Origin of the sequence: Shewanella livingstonensis, assembly GCF_003855395.1 — a bacterium.
In the GTDB taxonomy this organism is placed as follows: Bacteria; Pseudomonadota; Gammaproteobacteria; order Enterobacterales; family Shewanellaceae; genus Shewanella; species Shewanella livingstonensis.
Window position 1 is genome coordinate 4,220,939 of the sequence record NZ_CP034015.1, and the last position, 16,082, is coordinate 4,237,020.

Annotated in this window: 15 protein-coding genes; 3 read left to right on the plus strand and 12 right to left on the minus strand. The window is 40.5% G+C overall.

Features of this window, described 5'->3' with window-relative positions; genetic code table 11:
• Positions 1–53: 53 nt before the first annotated feature.
• The 9 genes from EGC82_RS18320 to tkt all read right to left on the minus strand — a co-directional run bounded on the left by EGC82_RS18320 (position 54) and on the right by tkt (position 11,370).
• Entirely contained in the window at positions 54–1,496 is a 1,443-nt protein-coding gene (locus EGC82_RS18320; protein ID WP_124732706.1) for a hypothetical protein, read from the minus strand.
• Between the two features lie 89 nt (positions 1,497–1,585).
• Positions 1,586–2,146: a hypothetical protein gene (locus EGC82_RS18325; RefSeq protein ID WP_124732022.1), complete on the minus strand. Its 561-nt coding sequence runs from the start codon at positions 2,144–2,146 to the stop codon at positions 1,586–1,588.
• Between the two features lie 16 nt (positions 2,147–2,162).
• The gene (locus EGC82_RS18330) at positions 2,163–2,912 is read right to left on the minus strand and encodes a hypothetical protein (RefSeq protein WP_124732023.1); all 750 of its coding nucleotides are present in this window, start codon (positions 2,910–2,912) and stop codon (positions 2,163–2,165) included.
• A gap of 391 nt (positions 2,913–3,303) precedes the next feature.
• Positions 3,304–4,044, minus strand: a complete 741-nt coding sequence (locus EGC82_RS18335; protein ID WP_124732024.1) for a DUF481 domain-containing protein — start codon at positions 4,042–4,044, stop codon at positions 3,304–3,306.
• A gap of 110 nt (positions 4,045–4,154) precedes the next feature.
• A complete protein-coding gene (locus tag EGC82_RS18340; RefSeq protein ID WP_124732025.1) occupies positions 4,155–5,495 on the minus strand; it encodes an MATE family efflux transporter in 1,341 nt (446 codons plus the stop codon).
• Between the two features lie 194 nt (positions 5,496–5,689).
• Complete coding sequence (gene fba, locus EGC82_RS18345) at positions 5,690–6,754, minus strand: class II fructose-bisphosphate aldolase (RefSeq protein WP_124018035.1); 1,065 nt, start codon at positions 6,752–6,754, stop codon at positions 5,690–5,692.
• Between the two features lie 157 nt (positions 6,755–6,911).
• Positions 6,912–8,087, minus strand: coding sequence for a phosphoglycerate kinase (locus tag EGC82_RS18350; RefSeq protein ID WP_124732026.1), 1,176 nt, complete (start codon positions 8,085–8,087; stop codon positions 6,912–6,914).
• A gap of 78 nt (positions 8,088–8,165) precedes the next feature.
• Positions 8,166–9,185 (minus strand): erythrose-4-phosphate dehydrogenase, encoded by a 1,020-nt coding sequence (epd, locus tag EGC82_RS18355; protein WP_124732027.1) that lies wholly within the window; start codon positions 9,183–9,185, stop codon positions 8,166–8,168.
• A gap of 190 nt (positions 9,186–9,375) precedes the next feature.
• Positions 9,376–11,370, minus strand: a complete 1,995-nt coding sequence (gene tkt, locus EGC82_RS18360) for a transketolase (RefSeq protein WP_124732707.1) — start codon at positions 11,368–11,370, stop codon at positions 9,376–9,378.
• A gap of 540 nt (positions 11,371–11,910) precedes the next feature.
• Between tkt and metK the strand changes: the two genes are divergently transcribed.
• The gene (gene metK / locus EGC82_RS18365) at positions 11,911–13,062 is read left to right on the plus strand and encodes a methionine adenosyltransferase (RefSeq protein ID WP_124732028.1); all 1,152 of its coding nucleotides are present in this window, start codon (positions 11,911–11,913) and stop codon (positions 13,060–13,062) included.
• 161 nt (positions 13,063–13,223) lie between these two features.
• Positions 13,224–13,889 (plus strand): GNAT family N-acetyltransferase, encoded by a 666-nt coding sequence (locus EGC82_RS18370; protein ID WP_124732029.1) that lies wholly within the window; start codon positions 13,224–13,226, stop codon positions 13,887–13,889.
• Positions 13,890–13,984: 95 nt separating this feature from the next.
• Here EGC82_RS18370 and EGC82_RS18375 read toward each other — a convergent pair whose 3' ends face one another.
• The 3 genes from EGC82_RS18375 to EGC82_RS18385 all read right to left on the minus strand — a co-directional run bounded on the left by EGC82_RS18375 (position 13,985) and on the right by EGC82_RS18385 (position 15,346).
• Entirely contained in the window at positions 13,985–14,341 is a 357-nt protein-coding gene (locus EGC82_RS18375; RefSeq protein ID WP_124732030.1) for a hypothetical protein, read from the minus strand.
• A gap of 231 nt (positions 14,342–14,572) precedes the next feature.
• On the minus strand, positions 14,573–15,124 hold the full coding sequence (locus EGC82_RS18380; protein WP_124732031.1) for a GNAT family N-acetyltransferase: 552 nt from the start codon (positions 15,122–15,124) through the stop codon (positions 14,573–14,575).
• Positions 15,125–15,127: 3 nt separating this feature from the next.
• Positions 15,128–15,346: a hypothetical protein gene (locus EGC82_RS18385; protein WP_124732032.1), complete on the minus strand. Its 219-nt coding sequence runs from the start codon at positions 15,344–15,346 to the stop codon at positions 15,128–15,130.
• 122 nt (positions 15,347–15,468) lie between these two features.
• Between EGC82_RS18385 and EGC82_RS18390 the strand changes: the two genes are divergently transcribed.
• Positions 15,469–15,882 (plus strand): META domain-containing protein, encoded by a 414-nt coding sequence (locus EGC82_RS18390; RefSeq protein WP_124732033.1) that lies wholly within the window; start codon positions 15,469–15,471, stop codon positions 15,880–15,882.
• Positions 15,883–16,082: the final 200 nt, after the last annotated feature.

Sequence of the window (16,082 nt, forward strand, 5' to 3'; positions counted from 1 at the left end):
TGGATAAATTCATCAGGCAGAACATATATTGGCGTAGTTTTACCCTGTTCATATTATGTTTCTAGCTGGGGATGACTAACAACCTCAGGAAGAAGCTCATCAGATTCAAGCCTAAAAGGCTGTACATTATCAGGTAGTTTACTTTCATTAATCTCAACAATACTTGAACGGTTCATAGTCACTTTAAAACGAGCATACTCAGGTTGTTGTTTACCATCGCGGAGCACCGCAACTAGGTTAACTTGATAACGGCGCTCCACAGACTCATTACTAATATTGCCTTCGCTTTCTGAGTATATTTTAGCTTTTCCGCGCTCTAAATGACGAGCAAAAGGTACTAAACTAAAATTAACTTGTTCTTGGATTTGCGAATAATCTGCCTCAAAGGGCCTATTGGTTACCTTAGTTGCAATACGATAATGCAGTACTTCTGAATCCACTTTATTCTGACTGTGGCGTTGTCTCATAATATCAGAAACCCCTTTAGGGATATCCTGGTTACGCATAAATTCAAGCCAAACTAACTGTTTAGCGACGACTGCTTGGGTTGTTGTATCTCGTAAAATACGGCTCCATCTTGGACGACCGCGCTGAATAAACCGCCACATTGCATTACGAAAATCTTCTTTGAAAATCTCCCTAAAACCATAAATAACCGCTAACGTCAGCAGCAAGGTCAAGGTTAATTCATTAAAGAAACCCTGAGCTTTTATAATTAAAGCCGATACTACTAGCATCACTAGACCCGTTGCTACGCCAGTAACGAATTTTTTAAGACCAACACCCAAGGGTTTTAACTCTTCTTTTAACACAACCCCTTGTTGGATTAAACGTCTTAAAAGCAGCATTTTATTAGAGATTCGATTAGCATCGAGCTGAGTTTGCAAAGAATTATATTTGCACTCTTTTTCTCTATAATGATTTTCACTGCGGCATAAATTCAAAACTTTGTCTTTAACATCGTGATAGTCAGCACTTCTAGGGCTTCGAGCCAATGTCTTTAATAACTGCTGTTCACAAAACCAAGACAGGTAATTATCCGCATGTTCAAAATAGGATTTCCACTTAGGATCATTCGGTTCATTGCGGCGAAACTTTTTCAGTAGTTGTGCAACCACATCACACAGCTCATCTAAAGCTGGATAAAATTCATTGGGATCAACTTTTTGCTGTAACTCTTTAACATCAGTTTCAATGGCGACAGCAAATTGGTAGGCGAATAAATTGAGGTATAAACGAAACTCTTCTAAGGTGCGTTTATTTAAACTAACAAAACGAGACTGAACTAATGGTAAATGCAGCCCTTTAGAATAATAAGAACGACGTCCAAGAATACTACTGTGGTAATAGTCTTCTTCATCTAAAGTATGCGAACCAATGCCCATTTCTGTTGGCAAATAAAAATACAGATCAAATACCCGTTGATCACCAGGGCCCATTTGATGACTGAACTTAATTGATAACGCTTCTTCTTGTTTTACTTTAACTTTTGCCACTATATATTTCACACACCTTTTTTCATTAACACGTAGCTACTATACCGCAAAGGCAATATTAAGCTAAAAGATAATTTATTCAATGAAAATTAGTCAGAAGTATTGGCAGAGATTAACTGACAGGCCCAGATATTATTACTAGGAAGAAACTTTAGCGTTGCGCTGGTTAATGTATGATCCAAGTCAATCACCTGAACTTGCTGGGATACACTGATACCATCTATAGATTGGGGTGGCAGAATGCCAAATTCATTACGTAGATAGGGATGTAATCGACTGTTATCTTGCCAGCGAACAGGCAAAATAGTTAAGATTAAATAATAAGTAAATGAGCCCATATCAACACGTTTAACCTTACCAACTAGTTGAGCAATTTCAGTACTATTTGACGATTCTAACCTATAAGTCAGTTTAGCGTCATGGTGATCAATATCTAGCGTTAACCATAAATCACTTTTATTAACGGTTAACGACGACTCTCCTTGTTGACTAAAATAACCGTCAGCATGGCAATCAAAATGCCCCATATTATGGCTATTAGCAATACGATTAATGACACTAATAACAATGAAGATCATCAACACAAAGCTCAATACAAAAACAAGTTTACCGCGTGTTGACTGCAGTAATCGATGTATTTTAATGTGCATTAGCCAGCTCATTAATCTAGCCACAAATATGCACCTTTTGCAGCCATTGCTGAGTAATAAATGGCACGCTCATGTTATCAATGTTGACTTTAATGCTATTAATTAATGGTTTTTCTTCAGTGGAATCTGCCAAGGTAAAGCTGATGTAATGTTGATTCGCCGATAAAGTCATGTTAATTGAATCCCAGCGAACATGATGGCATAAGCGTAATTGTGAAGATAAGCAATCAGCGTGTAATAGCGCATCTTGCTGATTATTATTACCAAATACAAATAGTTGAACAATATGTCCATCTGAGGTTAACACTTGCCTTAGCACATCAGCCTGAGCAAGCTGAGGCGGGTGAAGTTTAGAAAATACAAATAATAGAACACTCAATAAAATCGCAATAATAAACAGATACTGGCCTAAAGATAATAGTCTATTAGGTAATTCTAAAATTTTGGTGCGCTTAGTGGACACTGTTGCATATAAAATGACCCCCTGCTCAGGAACATATTCGATAAGATTAGTATGGGGTTGACACAGATAATTGATAATATTATCAATTATACTTAGCAATTCAGCATGGGATAATGGCTGAGAGCAATTGCCAGAAATAACCACCGTTTCGAGCATAGATAAAGCAACCACTTGGCCACGATGCTCGACTAACTGGTTTAAAACCCAATATTCATGATCATTTAAATGCCACTGCGCTGCCGTGGTCTTATCTATCAACAAACGCTGTGTACTGTCGAACCAACAACATCCTATTTGCATCACACTTTCTCAGTGTATCGACTTATGCAAAAAGTATACTCTCAAGTACGAGTCGCATGAATGCTAAGTCAGCTATCCTCTGGATAAGATTGCTAATTCGTGAACCAGTCCGCGAATATAGCGTTTATTTGCACAAGGTATAATTGCATGATGATGAAAGTAGAGGTCGCTAAATTACCGCATCACGAATAGCGCTAACTCTGATAAAGATAGGATAAAAAAGTTAACCTTAGTCGACCATTAATCACAAGCAGTAACAACATACTAATAAATGAAAAGTGGTAATAACTATGATATAGATGCCATATCAGCCTTTTTAAAACGGGCATAAAAAAAGCTGGCAAAACCAGCTTTGTTCTATTCACACTGACGTTAACATCCTTTAGACATTAACTTAAAATGCGTAAAGTAATGTCATGTTTGTTTCAGTATCAGTGCTTTCTTTGTCATCAAGTGGTTCACTGTTATAACGCACGATCACTGCAAACTTCATTGCTAGCGCACCAACGATATTTGCTGTTAATGAGGTTTCAGAACGAGCATCTAATTTACTACCCCAGTCGGCAATAAATCTCTGTTGAAACTTAGATGAATCACTTATTTTAGTTTGAAAATCAATCACAGCGTGAGCAACAATGCTGTCGTCGCTATCATAACCTTCAGCAAGAGCAGACTCTTCATCTAATTGTTGATAGATATAACCAGGACCAGCTTCTGCTTTTAAAGACATTCTGTCAGTATCAATAAAACGGTGACCATAACCGGCAGAAGTTGTTGAGGTGAAATCATAACCAGTGAATGGATCAACTTCATAGTTAGTATTGGCAAACAAATAGCTCACATCATTAATTTGATAGTCGCCTTGTACACCTAAAAAATAACGTTTTGCGGTTACTTCTTCAGTATCTTCTTTGTATAACCCTTCTAACACATACTGGTTCTCCCAGTTACCTAATTCTTGTTTTAGCGCTAAACGCGCTTTAAACGAAGAAGTATCAGTATTACCAGTGGTTAACGTTGCACCTAATTCTGCTTCACCAGCAAAAGTAGCATCGCCTTCAACAAACTCACTTCCAGCATGTGCTGCAAATGGCATGGTTAGTGTAATAGCTGCAGTAAGTAGCAGTTTTTTCATGTCATTTCGTCCTTTATTTATAATGTAATAAAATCTAACGGGGGGGTTATATGCCTAAATTCCCCGCATATTAACACTTTGGTCGCAGAATTGAAAAATAGTCAGCTGATTTAAGCGACTAAGCTCTTGCTTTGCCAGCGGCCACTACGCCAACGCCACAACATGGCTAATCCCCTAACCCATTCGTCTAGCGCTAAAGCAGCCCAAATACCCAACAAGCCAAAGTCTAAATAGATCCCAAGATAATAAGCACCAGGTACCGCGATACACCACATGGAAAACAACCCCATGAAAAACGGAAACTTAGCATCACCGCTGGCTCTTAGCGCATTAATGACCACTAAGTTAAATGTTCTACCCGGTTCCATGACCAACGTGAGGACAAATAATTGCCCCACAAGGACAACGATATCCTGTTCATCCGTAAACAGACTGACAAGATTAGGTCCCCATATTACGACAAATAAAGCCACTACACTGGTCACAATCAAACCCAACTTTAATGCGCGATACATTTGCTGCTCTGCGGCTTTTAATTGCTTAGCACCCACCATATGACCAATAATAATTTCGTTACCAATGCCTATCGATAGACCGAACAATAAGATAAACATACAAATTTGAAAATATAATGACTGCGCAGCTAAGGCCTTATCACCCATTAAGCCAACAAATGAAGTGACTACCATAAATTGCAGCATCCACGAGACATTTTCGCCCGCTGCAGGTAAACCAATATGGAATACCTTTTTAAGCATGGCTTTATCGGGACGTAAAATACTTGGAATATGTAATGGTATTTTGGTATAGCGTACAAACAACACCATCATAATGCTCACACCCACAAGTCGCCCGACAACAGTACTAATCGCAACCCCCGCTACACCCATTTGGGGCAAACCAAACCAACCATAGAGCAATAATAAGTTGCCGATAAAGGTGATCACATTCATCGATAATGTGACCCACATGGCTTGCTGGGTAAAACCATGAGCACGCATTCCCGCCGCTAAACACATGGCCATAGCTTCAGGAATTAAACATAAACCAACAATTTGTAAATACAATTTACCATCGGCCATCAACTCGGCTGGTAAGTTCATTAAATTCAACATCATGGTTGAGCCGGTTAAAATACCTACCGCTGCGACCAAGCCAACTAAGAAATTGAATCCGATAGATGAATACACCACGGCGCTGGCTGCAGTTTTATTATTGGCGCCTAAATACTGGGTAATGACAACGCTAGCGCCAATACTGACGAAACTAAATAACGTAATTGCCAGTTCGAACACCATATTACCAACAGACAACGCCGCCACTCCCTGATACGACACATGGCTTATCATAAAGGTATTAATTGCGGCGGTTAAAAAGTGCAGAGCAAAATCGACGAATAATGGCCAAGTTAATGAAAATAATGACAAAGGTGCATTTGGCTTAACAAGCATAGAATGAGTTCAACTATTGAGAATGGCTAACAGAATAAGGTTATATCAGTAAATAATGACGTTTAGCGTCAATTTTTAAGGCGAGGATGATGCTCGATAGCGTTTAAAAAAACAACGTTTATCGTAATTTATTTACAAAAAAAATCAGCTCATTCAAAAAATGAGCTGATTTGCTGTTTTACGCTATAATTGGTTTACATGATTTTAGGATCAAGTTCACCAGATTGATAAGCTTTATACATGGCTTGCAGTGACTTAGGCTTAATTTTAGAGCCCATGCCAGCACAACCAAATGCTTCATAACGCGTAGTACAAATGTCAGCCATTGCTTCCATTGATGCTTTTAAGAATTTACGCGGATCAAATTCTGCAGGATGTTCAGCTAGGAATTTACGCACGGCACCTGTGGACGCTAAACGTAAATCGGTATCAATGTTCACTTTACGCACACCGTGCTTAATACCTTCAACGATTTCTTCTAGTGGTACACCGTAAGTTTCTGGAATTTCACCACCATACTGGTTGATGATTTTAAGCCACTCTTGCGGTACTGAAGATGAACCGTGCATCACTAGATGCGTATTAGGGATACGCGCATGGATTTCTTTAATACGGTCAATACGTAGTACATCACCGGTTGGTTTACGGCTAAACTTGTACGCACCATGGCTGGTACCAATAGCAATGGCTAATGCATCAACGTGAGTATCAGCAACAAAACGCGCTGCTTCTTCTGGCGTAGTTAGCATTTGGTCCATGCTTAGAATACCTGACGCACCCACACCATCTTCTTCACCAGCTTGGCCAGTTTCTAAACTGCCTAAACAACCAATTTCACCTTCAACAGATACACCACAAGCATGAGCAAATGCGACCGTACGACGAGTCACATCTACGTTGTAGTCGTATGACGCTGGTGTTTTACCATCAGCCATTAATGAGCCGTCCATCATCACTGATGACATACCTAACTGAATTGAACGCTGACAAATGTCAGGATCAGTACCGTGATCTTGATGAATACAGACCGGAATATCAGGATACTGCTCAAGCGCGGCGGCCATTAAGTATTTTAAAAATTGTGGGCGTGCATATTTACGTGCACCTGCAGATGCCTGCACAATCACAGGGCTGTCTGTTGCTTCAGCCGCTTGCATAATTGCACGCATTTGCTCAAGGTTGTTCACGTTAAATGCAGGGACGCCATAACCATGCTCTGCAGCGTGGTCAAGCAGTTGTCGTAGAGAGATAAGAGCCATTTTTGTTCTCCATTAATAGGGTGATTACTCACCTAGGTCGCTATCGTTTGGACGGATTTTACACTCTGACATAACCTACATCCTGTAGATTATGTCAGAGCATTTTTTTTATAATAATTATTATTAGGCTTTACGGCACAAATATTTAATACGTGAACTAAGCGCCACGTTTTTCAAGCATTGCAACGGCAGGTAGCTCTTTACCTTCTAAAAATTCAAGGAAAGCACCACCGCCGGTTGAAATATACGATACTTTGTCGGCAATATTGTATTTATCCACTGCTGCCAGAGTGTCACCACCGCCAGCAATAGAAAATGCTTTGGAATTTGCGATCGCTTGAGCAATACGCTTGGTACCTTCACCGAATTGATCAAACTCAAACACGCCTACTGGGCCATTCCAGACGATAGTGCCCGCTTGTTCAATAATTTTAGCTAAGGCTTCTGCACTGTCAGGACCAATATCGAAAATCATGTCGCTGTCAGTCACTTCGCTCACTGATTTCAACGTAGCTGCTGCGGTAGGGCTAAATTCACTCGCCACTACCACATCCGTTGGCACAGGGATATCACCACCACGGCTTCGGGCATTCGCAATAAGACGCTTGGCCTCTTCTACTAGATCAGCTTCATACAACGACTTGCCAACTTTATAACCTGCAGCAGCAATAAAGGTATTAGCAATACCGCCACCCACAACTAACTGGTCAACTTTGGTCGATAAGCTTTCAAGCACGGTTAATTTAGTTGACACTTTAGATCCACCTACAATCGCCACCATTGGACGAGCAGGGTTATCAAGCGCTTTGCCTAATGCATCTAATTCTTGTGATAATAATGGGCCAGCACAGGCAATAGGCGCATACACACCGACGCCATGAGTAGATGCTTGGGCGCGGTGAGCCGTTCCAAATGCGTCCATTACATAGACATCGCACAGTGCTGCCATTTTTTTAGATAATGTTTCATCATTTTTACCTTCGCCAATATTAAAGCGAACGTTTTCAAATACGACGACTTCGCCAACATTAACCTCAACACCATCAAGATAATTACTCACTAAGCGCACTGAACAATCTAACGCTTTAGTTAAATAATCGACTACCGGTTGCATTGAATATTCAGCGTTAAACTCGCCTTCTGTTGGGCGGCCTAAATGAGACATCACCATTACGGCGGCGCCTTTTTTCAATGCGAGTTGAATGGTTGGTAATGATGCTCGTAAACGCGCATCACTTGTTACAACACCGTCGCTGACAGGTACGTTTAAATCTTCACGGATAAGCACGCGCTTATTTTGTAGATCTAAATCTGTCATGTTAATAATTGCCATAATTAGCAGTTCCTTTTTAAGTTAATACAAAGTCTTGCTGCGCAACCGGTTTAACCCATTGCACATAATCTGTTGATATTACCTATCTAACTTTGCTTGGATCATTGCTAAGCTAGTATCGAGCATACGGTTGGCAAAACCCCATTCGTTGTCGCACCATAATAACAATTTGACCAAGTGGCCGGCGCTGACACGAGTTTGGGTACCATCAACGATGCTAGAACGGGGATCGTGGTTAAAGTCACACGATACCAATGGCTCGTCAGTATAACCTAAAATACCATTAAAACTGCCGTTTGAGGCAAGTTGTAACACACTGTTAATCTGTTCAATATTGACTTTTTTCTCTAGCGTGACAGATAAGTCGATCGCGGTCACATTTATGGTGGGAACCCGCACAGAAATGGCTTCAAACTTATCTTTCATGTGCGGCAAAATACGCTCAATGCCGCGAGCTAATTTTGTGTCCACTGGAATAATAGATTGACCTGCGGCGCGCGTTCGGCGTAAATCGTCATGATAAGCGTCAATCACTTGTTGATCATTCATCGCCGAGTGAATTGTGGTAATCGCGCCACTTTTGACTTCAAAATGCTTATCTAATACATCGATAACCGGAACAATACAATTAGTGGTGCAAGACGCGTTAGAAATAACGGTATGCTCTGCGCGTAATAAGTCATGATTGACACCATAGACAATGGTGGCATCAACGTCTGCAGAAGAAGGATGGCTAATAAGCACTTGCTTAGCGCCAGCTTGAATATGTGCTTCGCAAGCATGACGGTCAATTAAGCTGCCGGTGGCTTCATAAACAATATCAATATCAAGCTCAGCCCAAGGCAATAAGTTAGCATCAGCTTGATTGAGTAATAAAATACTGTCATCGCCAATAAGTAACTGATCACCGCTTAGTTTAACGGTATGCTTAAAACGACCATGAGTAGTGTCATATTGGGTTAAATGACAAATGGCTTCTGGCTTTGCCAACTCATTGATCGCCACAATTTGGATTTGTTGACGTTTACCAGATTCGTACAAGGCACGAAGTATTGAGCGGCCAATCCGGCCATAACCATTAATTGCAACTCGAATCATTTAGGGTCCAGAATAATTAACTAAAGCACTTATGATTGAATCAATTATAGTAAAAAGAACTGAAATATAAGTAACTTAGCATGTATTGTTTTACGTGAAATAAAGACATAAAAAAACGGCCTGCAATCGTATTGCAAGCCGTTATTATACAGATTAAACACTTAATAGATAAGTGTTTAATCTCAGATGATTATCCTAAAGACTGGACAGTTTTTACTACATTATCAACAGTGAAGCCGAAATGTTTAAGTAAATCACCACCAGGAGCTGACTCACCGAAGGTAGTCATACCCACTACGCCGCCATCAAAACCAACATACTTGTACCAGAAATCAGTATGGGCAGCTTCAACAGCAACACGTTTAGTGACGCCTTTTGGTAGTACAGATTCTTTGTAAGCAGCATCTTGCTTATCAAACTCGGTAGTAGAAGGCATAGACACTACCCGTACTTTTTGACCTAGTTTGGTTAGCTCTACAGCAGAATCCATAGCTAATTGCACTTCAGAACCTGTTGCAATCAAAATCACATCAGCAGTACCTTGGCAATCAGACAGTACATAACCCCCTTTAGCCACGTTAGCTAATTGCTCAGCGGTACGCGCTTGGGCTTTAAGACCCTGACGACTAAAGATTAATGATGTAGGAGCATCACGACGCTCAATGGCTACTTTCCATGAAACAGCCGTTTCTGCTGCATCACATGGGCGCCAAACGGCCATATTCGGCGTTAAACGCAAGTTAGCCAATTGCTCAATAGGCTGATGGGTTGGACCATCTTCGCCTTGACCAATAGAGTCATGGGTGTAAACGAAAATATTTTGAATGCCCATTAACGCAGACATACGAACCGCGTTACGCGCATATTCCATAAACATCATGAAGGTTGCGCCATAGTTAATAAAACCACCATGTAACGACGCGCCGTTCATAATACCGCTCATCCCGAACTCACGTACACCGTAATAGATGTAGTTACCGGCAGGATCGTCTTGTATGCCTTTTGAACCAGACCAAAGCGTTAAGTTAGAACCGGCTAAGTCTGCGCTGCCGCCGAGTAATTCAGGCAACATAGCACCAAAGAAACCAATCGCATTTTGAGACGCTTTACGACTCGCAATACCTTCAGCTTTATCTTGGCTTTCTTGAATAAAAGCTTGTGCTTTTACTTCAAAATCTGCAGGTAAGTCACCTTTCAATACACGGCGTTCATATTCTGCAGCAAGCTCTGGGAATGCAGCTTGATAAGCGGCAAACTTATCATTCCATAATGACTCGTTAGCAACACCTTTATGCTTAGCATCCCAACCAGCATACACATCTGATGGGATTTCAAATGGCGCGTGTGGCCAGTTTAAGAACTCACGTGCGGCGGCAATTTCAGCATCACCTAATGGTGCACCATGACAATCATGGCTACCCGATTTGTTCGGCGAGCCAAAACCAATAATGGTTTTACAGCAAATCATAGATGGTTTATCTGTTACAGATTTAGCTTGTTCAATTGCTGCACGGATAGCATCTGGATTATGGCCATCTACATCAGCAATGACATGCCAGCCATAAGCTTCAAAACGCTTAGGGGTATCGTCAGTGAACCAACCTTCAACATGACCATCGATAGAAATACCGTTGTCATCCCAAAATGCCACTAACTTTCCAAGGCCTAATGTTCCGGCTAATGAACTGACTTCGTGAGAAATACCTTCCATTAAACAACCATCACCCAAGAAACAATAAGTGAAGTGATCGACAATGTCGTGACCTGGACGGTTAAACTGGGCTGCCAAGGTTTTTTCAGCAATCGCCATACCAACAGCATTACTCAAACCAGCACCTAAAGGACCCGTTGTCGTTTCAACACCAGGTGTATAACCATATTCTGGATGGCCAGGTGTTTTTGAATGTAATTGGCGGAATTGCTTTAGCTCTTCAATTGGCAATTCATAACCAGATAAATGCAGTAAAGAGTAAATAAGCATAGAGCCATGACCGTTTGACAAAACAAAACGATCGCGATCGACCCAGTTAGGATTAGTTGGATTATGCTTTAGAAAATCATTCCATAGCACTTCGGCGATATCAGCCATACCCATTGGGGCACCTGGATGACCAGAATTGGCTTTTTGAACCGCATCCATACTTAAGGCGCGAATAGCGTTAGCGAGTACTTTACGAGATGACATGCTCTCTCCTGCTTGTTTGTAAGGTTTAGCGGGCAATTGTGAAGCCATATTTTCCCCTACTAGGCGATGTGACGCAAATTAAAATTTCTCAGTTTACATTTTTTGTCATTAATAAACCACATTTTAACCATTGCAGGTCACAAAACAGCTCTATTTTATGCACCACATCTCAAGGATAAAAACCAATCAGAGACATTGATGAACCGAGTAATTATTTATTGACAGTCAAGCTAAAAAGCAACTCAACATCGGTAAAAAACATATCATATCTTCAGCTAAGGCCTAATAATCAACCTTGATATTGTTCAATTAATGGCACCAAAGTGATTAAAACAGATCAACGCAAACCATTAATACCCATTATAATCAGTAATTTGATTGACCCACCAGCTAAACACACTCATTGTGAATATAAAATATTCCTGCACTACTGCACAATTCTCCAGTTAAATTCGTATAAAGGGGTGTTATCAAATTAGATTTCGACTAAAATAGACGTCTAGACGTATATTCAAATGCAACCAACGAGATTCTCCTATTATGGCAAAGCACTTGTTTACCTCTGAGTCGGTCTCAGAAGGTCATCCAGATAAAATCGCCGATCAGATTTCTGATGCGGTATTAGACGCAATACTTGAGCAAGATCCAAAAGCTCGTGTTGCGTGCGAAACGTATGTCAAAACCGGTATGGTATTAGTGGGCGGTGAAGTCACCACTTCTGCTTGGGTCGACATTGAAGAAATTACCCGTAAAACGGTACGCGAAATCGGTTATACCAATTCAGATATGGGTTTTGATGCTGATTCATGTGCTGTTTTAAATGCTATTGGCAAACAGTCTCCAGATATTAACCAAGGTGTTGATCGTTCAGATCCTGCAGAGCAAGGCGCGGGCGACCAAGGGTTAATGTTTGGTTATGCCAGCAATGAAACCGACGTATTAATGCCTGCACCGATTACTTATGCCCACAAATTAGTTAAGCGTCAGTCTGAAGTCCGTAAAGACGGCACACTACCTTGGTTACGCCCAGATGCTAAAAGCCAGGTCACGTTTGCTTATGATGATGGAAAAATCATCGGTATCGATGCGATTGTATTATCAACTCAACATCGTGAAGATGTGACCCAAGCTGACTTGATTGAAGCGGTAATGGAAACCATCATCAAGCCGGTATTACCTGCGCAATGGTTAAACAAAAACACTAAATACTTTATCAACCCTACTGGTCGCTTTGTCATTGGCGGCCCTGTTGGTGATTGTGGTTTAACAGGCCGCAAGATTATTGTAGATACTTATGGCGGAATGGCGCGTCATGGTGGTGGTGCTTTCTCTGGTAAAGACCCATCAAAAGTAGACCGTAGCGCAGCTTATGCTGCACGTTATGTAGCTAAAAACATCGTTGCTGCTGGTCTTGCTGACCGTTGTGAGCTACAAGTGTCTTACGCTATTGGTGTTGCAGAGCCAACCTCTATTAGTATTGAAACATTCGGTACTGGTAAAGTGTCTGAAGAAGTATTGATCAAGTTAATTCGTCAACACTTCGAATTACGCCCATATGGCTTAACGGCAATGTTAGATTTAGCGCGTCCAATCTATCAACAAACTGCGGCTTATGGTCATTTTGGTCGCGATATATTCCCGTGGGAAGCGACGGATAAAGCTGAAATTCTCCGTGCAGATGCCGGACTATAATAAGCAAACTAAATATATCGTCATAACGTTGTAGCTTGTTGATTACGCTAAAACGATATCAAACATAAAACCGCCCATTGGCGGTTTTATGTTATTTACGATACCTCATTTGTAGTAATCACTTTAAAGGCAACGATTTGGTCTCAACAATGGATTTTGTTATGTATCAACCGACTTGGCTGGACACAAAAATAACGGCAAACCTCAAACCATCTGTTACATCGTTATCCATTGAGGCTAAACCGATTGCAAATAAATCGGTGATAACCAATCCTACTGCAGTTAAAGTCACTGAGGATGAACTCGCTGCTATTGAACTCTCCGTCATAAAAGAGTGGTCTGCGATTAAATTATTCTATCGCCGTTATATGCCTTATGCGCGACTAGCCCAAAAAGAAGCCGTTGCAGTGATCCATCATCTAGATTCGACGGCTAAAAATAGTCGAGATGATATTAGTCGTGATATTAATAACGGTAGTAATGACGTTAATGAAGCGGAATACAGACAACTGAAAATTATTGCCGCAATAAGAGTTAAACCGATAGGTCGATATCAACTGGTCAATGGATTACTGGTTCATCCTGATTATCGCGGCCTGCAACTTTCAATTCAATTATTGCAGTTTATTGCGCCAACTTTAAAAGTTAAACATTGCTTCTTATTTGCTCACCCGTGGTTAATAGGCTTATATCAACAGCAACACTTTGTAGTGATAGACAATGAAGCACTATTGGCATTACCGGCAGAGATCACTCAATTATATTATCGTTATCACTCTGAAGAACGACCACTGGTGTTGATGCAGTTAACTAATCCTGAACAATAATTTGTATCAATTATTTGTATCAATTATTTAGCTAAATAATCCTAATGTACAAAGGGAAGATGCCGATTAACATTAAGCCAATGCGATCAAATACGTTAACAGTGATCGAAATGCGAGCTTTCAATACACATAAATGATACTTGCTGCATACTCATTACTGGCACCTCTTTGACACTTATTGACGTCAGATTGATACGCTCAACTTGGGTAAACATTGTAATCGCGGCATGGTAGTCATTGGTTACACCACAAAATAACCACATATCATTCCAGCGCACAAAATATCCTGCTTGCTGCAATTGCGGATTTTGTTCACCTTGCACATCAGCTTCAACACACTCATAAGACTCAGTCGCGTCTGCCAATACCGCAGCTATTAGCTTCATATTGTCGAACGCTGATAACCTTAAATGACAGTATGGTGAAAAAAGTGTTTCAAAGTCAGCGACCATAATATTCCTAATTAATCTCAGCTCGAGATAAAAGGTGGGATAAATCGATTGATTTAAAGCGAGTAACGTTAAACTTGCTATGTGTTTTGCTAACAAATAGCCTTAGTGGGTTAGTCGCTGCTTCAACATAATTATTGGCAATACAATAGACTCTAAAAAAGTTGTTTAATAACCGTTTATCTCTAAAGGAAAGTTAATAAACAACCACGTTAGCAATAAAATCTAGCTTAACTAGAGTGCAACATTAGAGGTGGCCAATAAACAATAGTCACGTTGTTCAAAACTAAATTTTTCTATCTCTGTCATCGCCGCTTTTTGTTGATGTGCAGCTAACGAACGCGCATTATCTGCGGCAACATAGGTCACCATAAATGGAAAAGTAGCGCTTACTTGTGTTTTTAACTCACTCACTAACGCCACAAACACGCCTTGACCACGTTTAGATTCTTGAATCCAAACAGGTCCATATTGACACGAATTAGTCGTCGATAAGGCTTGACCCTCTAACTCAGCAAACCTAATTTTTTGGATAATATGACGATACAATGGCTGCGCAGAAAAGAATGACCATTTTGCAGCCATCACATAACCAATGATTTGGCCTTGTTCTTCTGCCACGATAAACCAATGTTGATTGATAAGCTGGCTCACTTCACTTTTGGTGAACGAGTGGGCATGAAGTTGGTTATCTGAACCAAACAACTCATCATCTACATGAGCACGCTCTAACTGCACAATAGCAGCAACATCGGTTAATAACGCCTTACGGATAATAAATGACAATGATTATTCCTTTGAACCTGAATGGGGAGATTGTTTCTTGGCCCATTCTATCACTAGCGCAACAGGCAGCGGAGACATAATTAATGTTCCTACGCCAATGAGTAACGCAATCACTAACATACCACTGACTTGTTGACCTACATCACTTTGCCAATATAAGCCGACGCCCACCAACATCATGATTAAACCAATGATATGCAACACTTTGACTAATTTGATCATTTGACACTCTTTAATACGTTAAATAATGTTCATGAATCCAAAACATTACAATTATTTACGCCCTTATTAATGTTCAAGTAGTAGAATAACGGCAATTTTTTAGTATTTGGAACTCTCTTCGCATGATAAAGCATATTCTCGGCGCCGCGGTTATATTTTTAGGCCTTAGTGCTTGTCAAAACCACACTCAAATTGTCTCAAATGAACAATTAATTGGTACTTGGCATGTAGACGTCGTTCTCGACACTCCGACGGTTAATAATAGTCCAGCAAATTTAACTTTTGCACCAAACGGTGAGCTAACCGGTAATAATAGCTGTAATCAGTTTTTTGGTCGTTACGCTCAGCAAGGTAACTTGCTACAACTTGCACCATCAGGTACCACCATGAAAGCCTGCGTTGATAGTTTGATGACCCAAGAAACCGAACTGATGCAGGCTATTTCATTAGTACAGCAAGTTGATTTTTCAAAAGGAAAACTCAATCTATTGTCTATAAATGGTGATACGCTACTGGTTCTGACAAAACAATCGTAGCCGATATCCTAGGGCCTGTTGATCTTTGCTGGTTGAATTTTGTTCGAGTTAAAAACGTTTTAATCAAGGCGAATGGATTGATGCCTAGTCATCTAAGCAAAATGCATTCAACAAAGAGTAAAACGTTTTTAGCCGAACCCTTCGGGCAGCGTTTGTTGGCCATTTTTACTGTGTTATCGACTTTTTATGTAGAATAACTA

Bases quoted from the DNA above. Each gene is read 5' to 3' on its own strand.
- EGC82_RS18375 (WP_124732030.1), bottom strand. From the start codon at position 14,341: ATGGTCGCTGACTTTGAAACACTTTTTTCACCATACTGTCATTTAAGG.
- EGC82_RS18385 (WP_124732032.1), bottom strand. From the start codon at position 15,346: ATGATCAAATTAGTCAAAGTGTTGCATATCATTGGTTTAATCATGATG.
- EGC82_RS18335 (WP_124732024.1), bottom strand. From the start codon at position 4,044: ATGAAAAAACTGCTACTTACTGCAGCTATTACACTAACCATGCCATTT.
- metK (WP_124732028.1), top strand. From the start codon at position 11,911: ATGGCAAAGCACTTGTTTACCTCTGAGTCGGTCTCAGAAGGTCATCCA.
- EGC82_RS18325 (WP_124732022.1), bottom strand. From the start codon at position 2,146: ATGCACATTAAAATACATCGATTACTGCAGTCAACACGCGGTAAACTT.
- EGC82_RS18350 (WP_124732026.1), bottom strand. From the start codon at position 8,087: ATGGCAATTATTAACATGACAGATTTAGATCTACAAAATAAGCGCGTG.
- tkt (WP_124732707.1), bottom strand. From the start codon at position 11,370: ATGTCATCTCGTAAAGTACTCGCTAACGCTATTCGCGCCTTAAGTATG.
- EGC82_RS18340 (WP_124732025.1), bottom strand. From the start codon at position 5,495: ATGCTTGTTAAGCCAAATGCACCTTTGTCATTATTTTCATTAACTTGG.
- EGC82_RS18370 (WP_124732029.1), top strand. From the start codon at position 13,224: ATGTATCAACCGACTTGGCTGGACACAAAAATAACGGCAAACCTCAAA.
- EGC82_RS18390 (WP_124732033.1), top strand. From the start codon at position 15,469: ATGATAAAGCATATTCTCGGCGCCGCGGTTATATTTTTAGGCCTTAGT.
- fba (WP_124018035.1), bottom strand. From the start codon at position 6,754: ATGGCTCTTATCTCTCTACGACAACTGCTTGACCACGCTGCAGAGCAT.
- epd (WP_124732027.1), bottom strand. From the start codon at position 9,185: ATGATTCGAGTTGCAATTAATGGTTATGGCCGGATTGGCCGCTCAATA.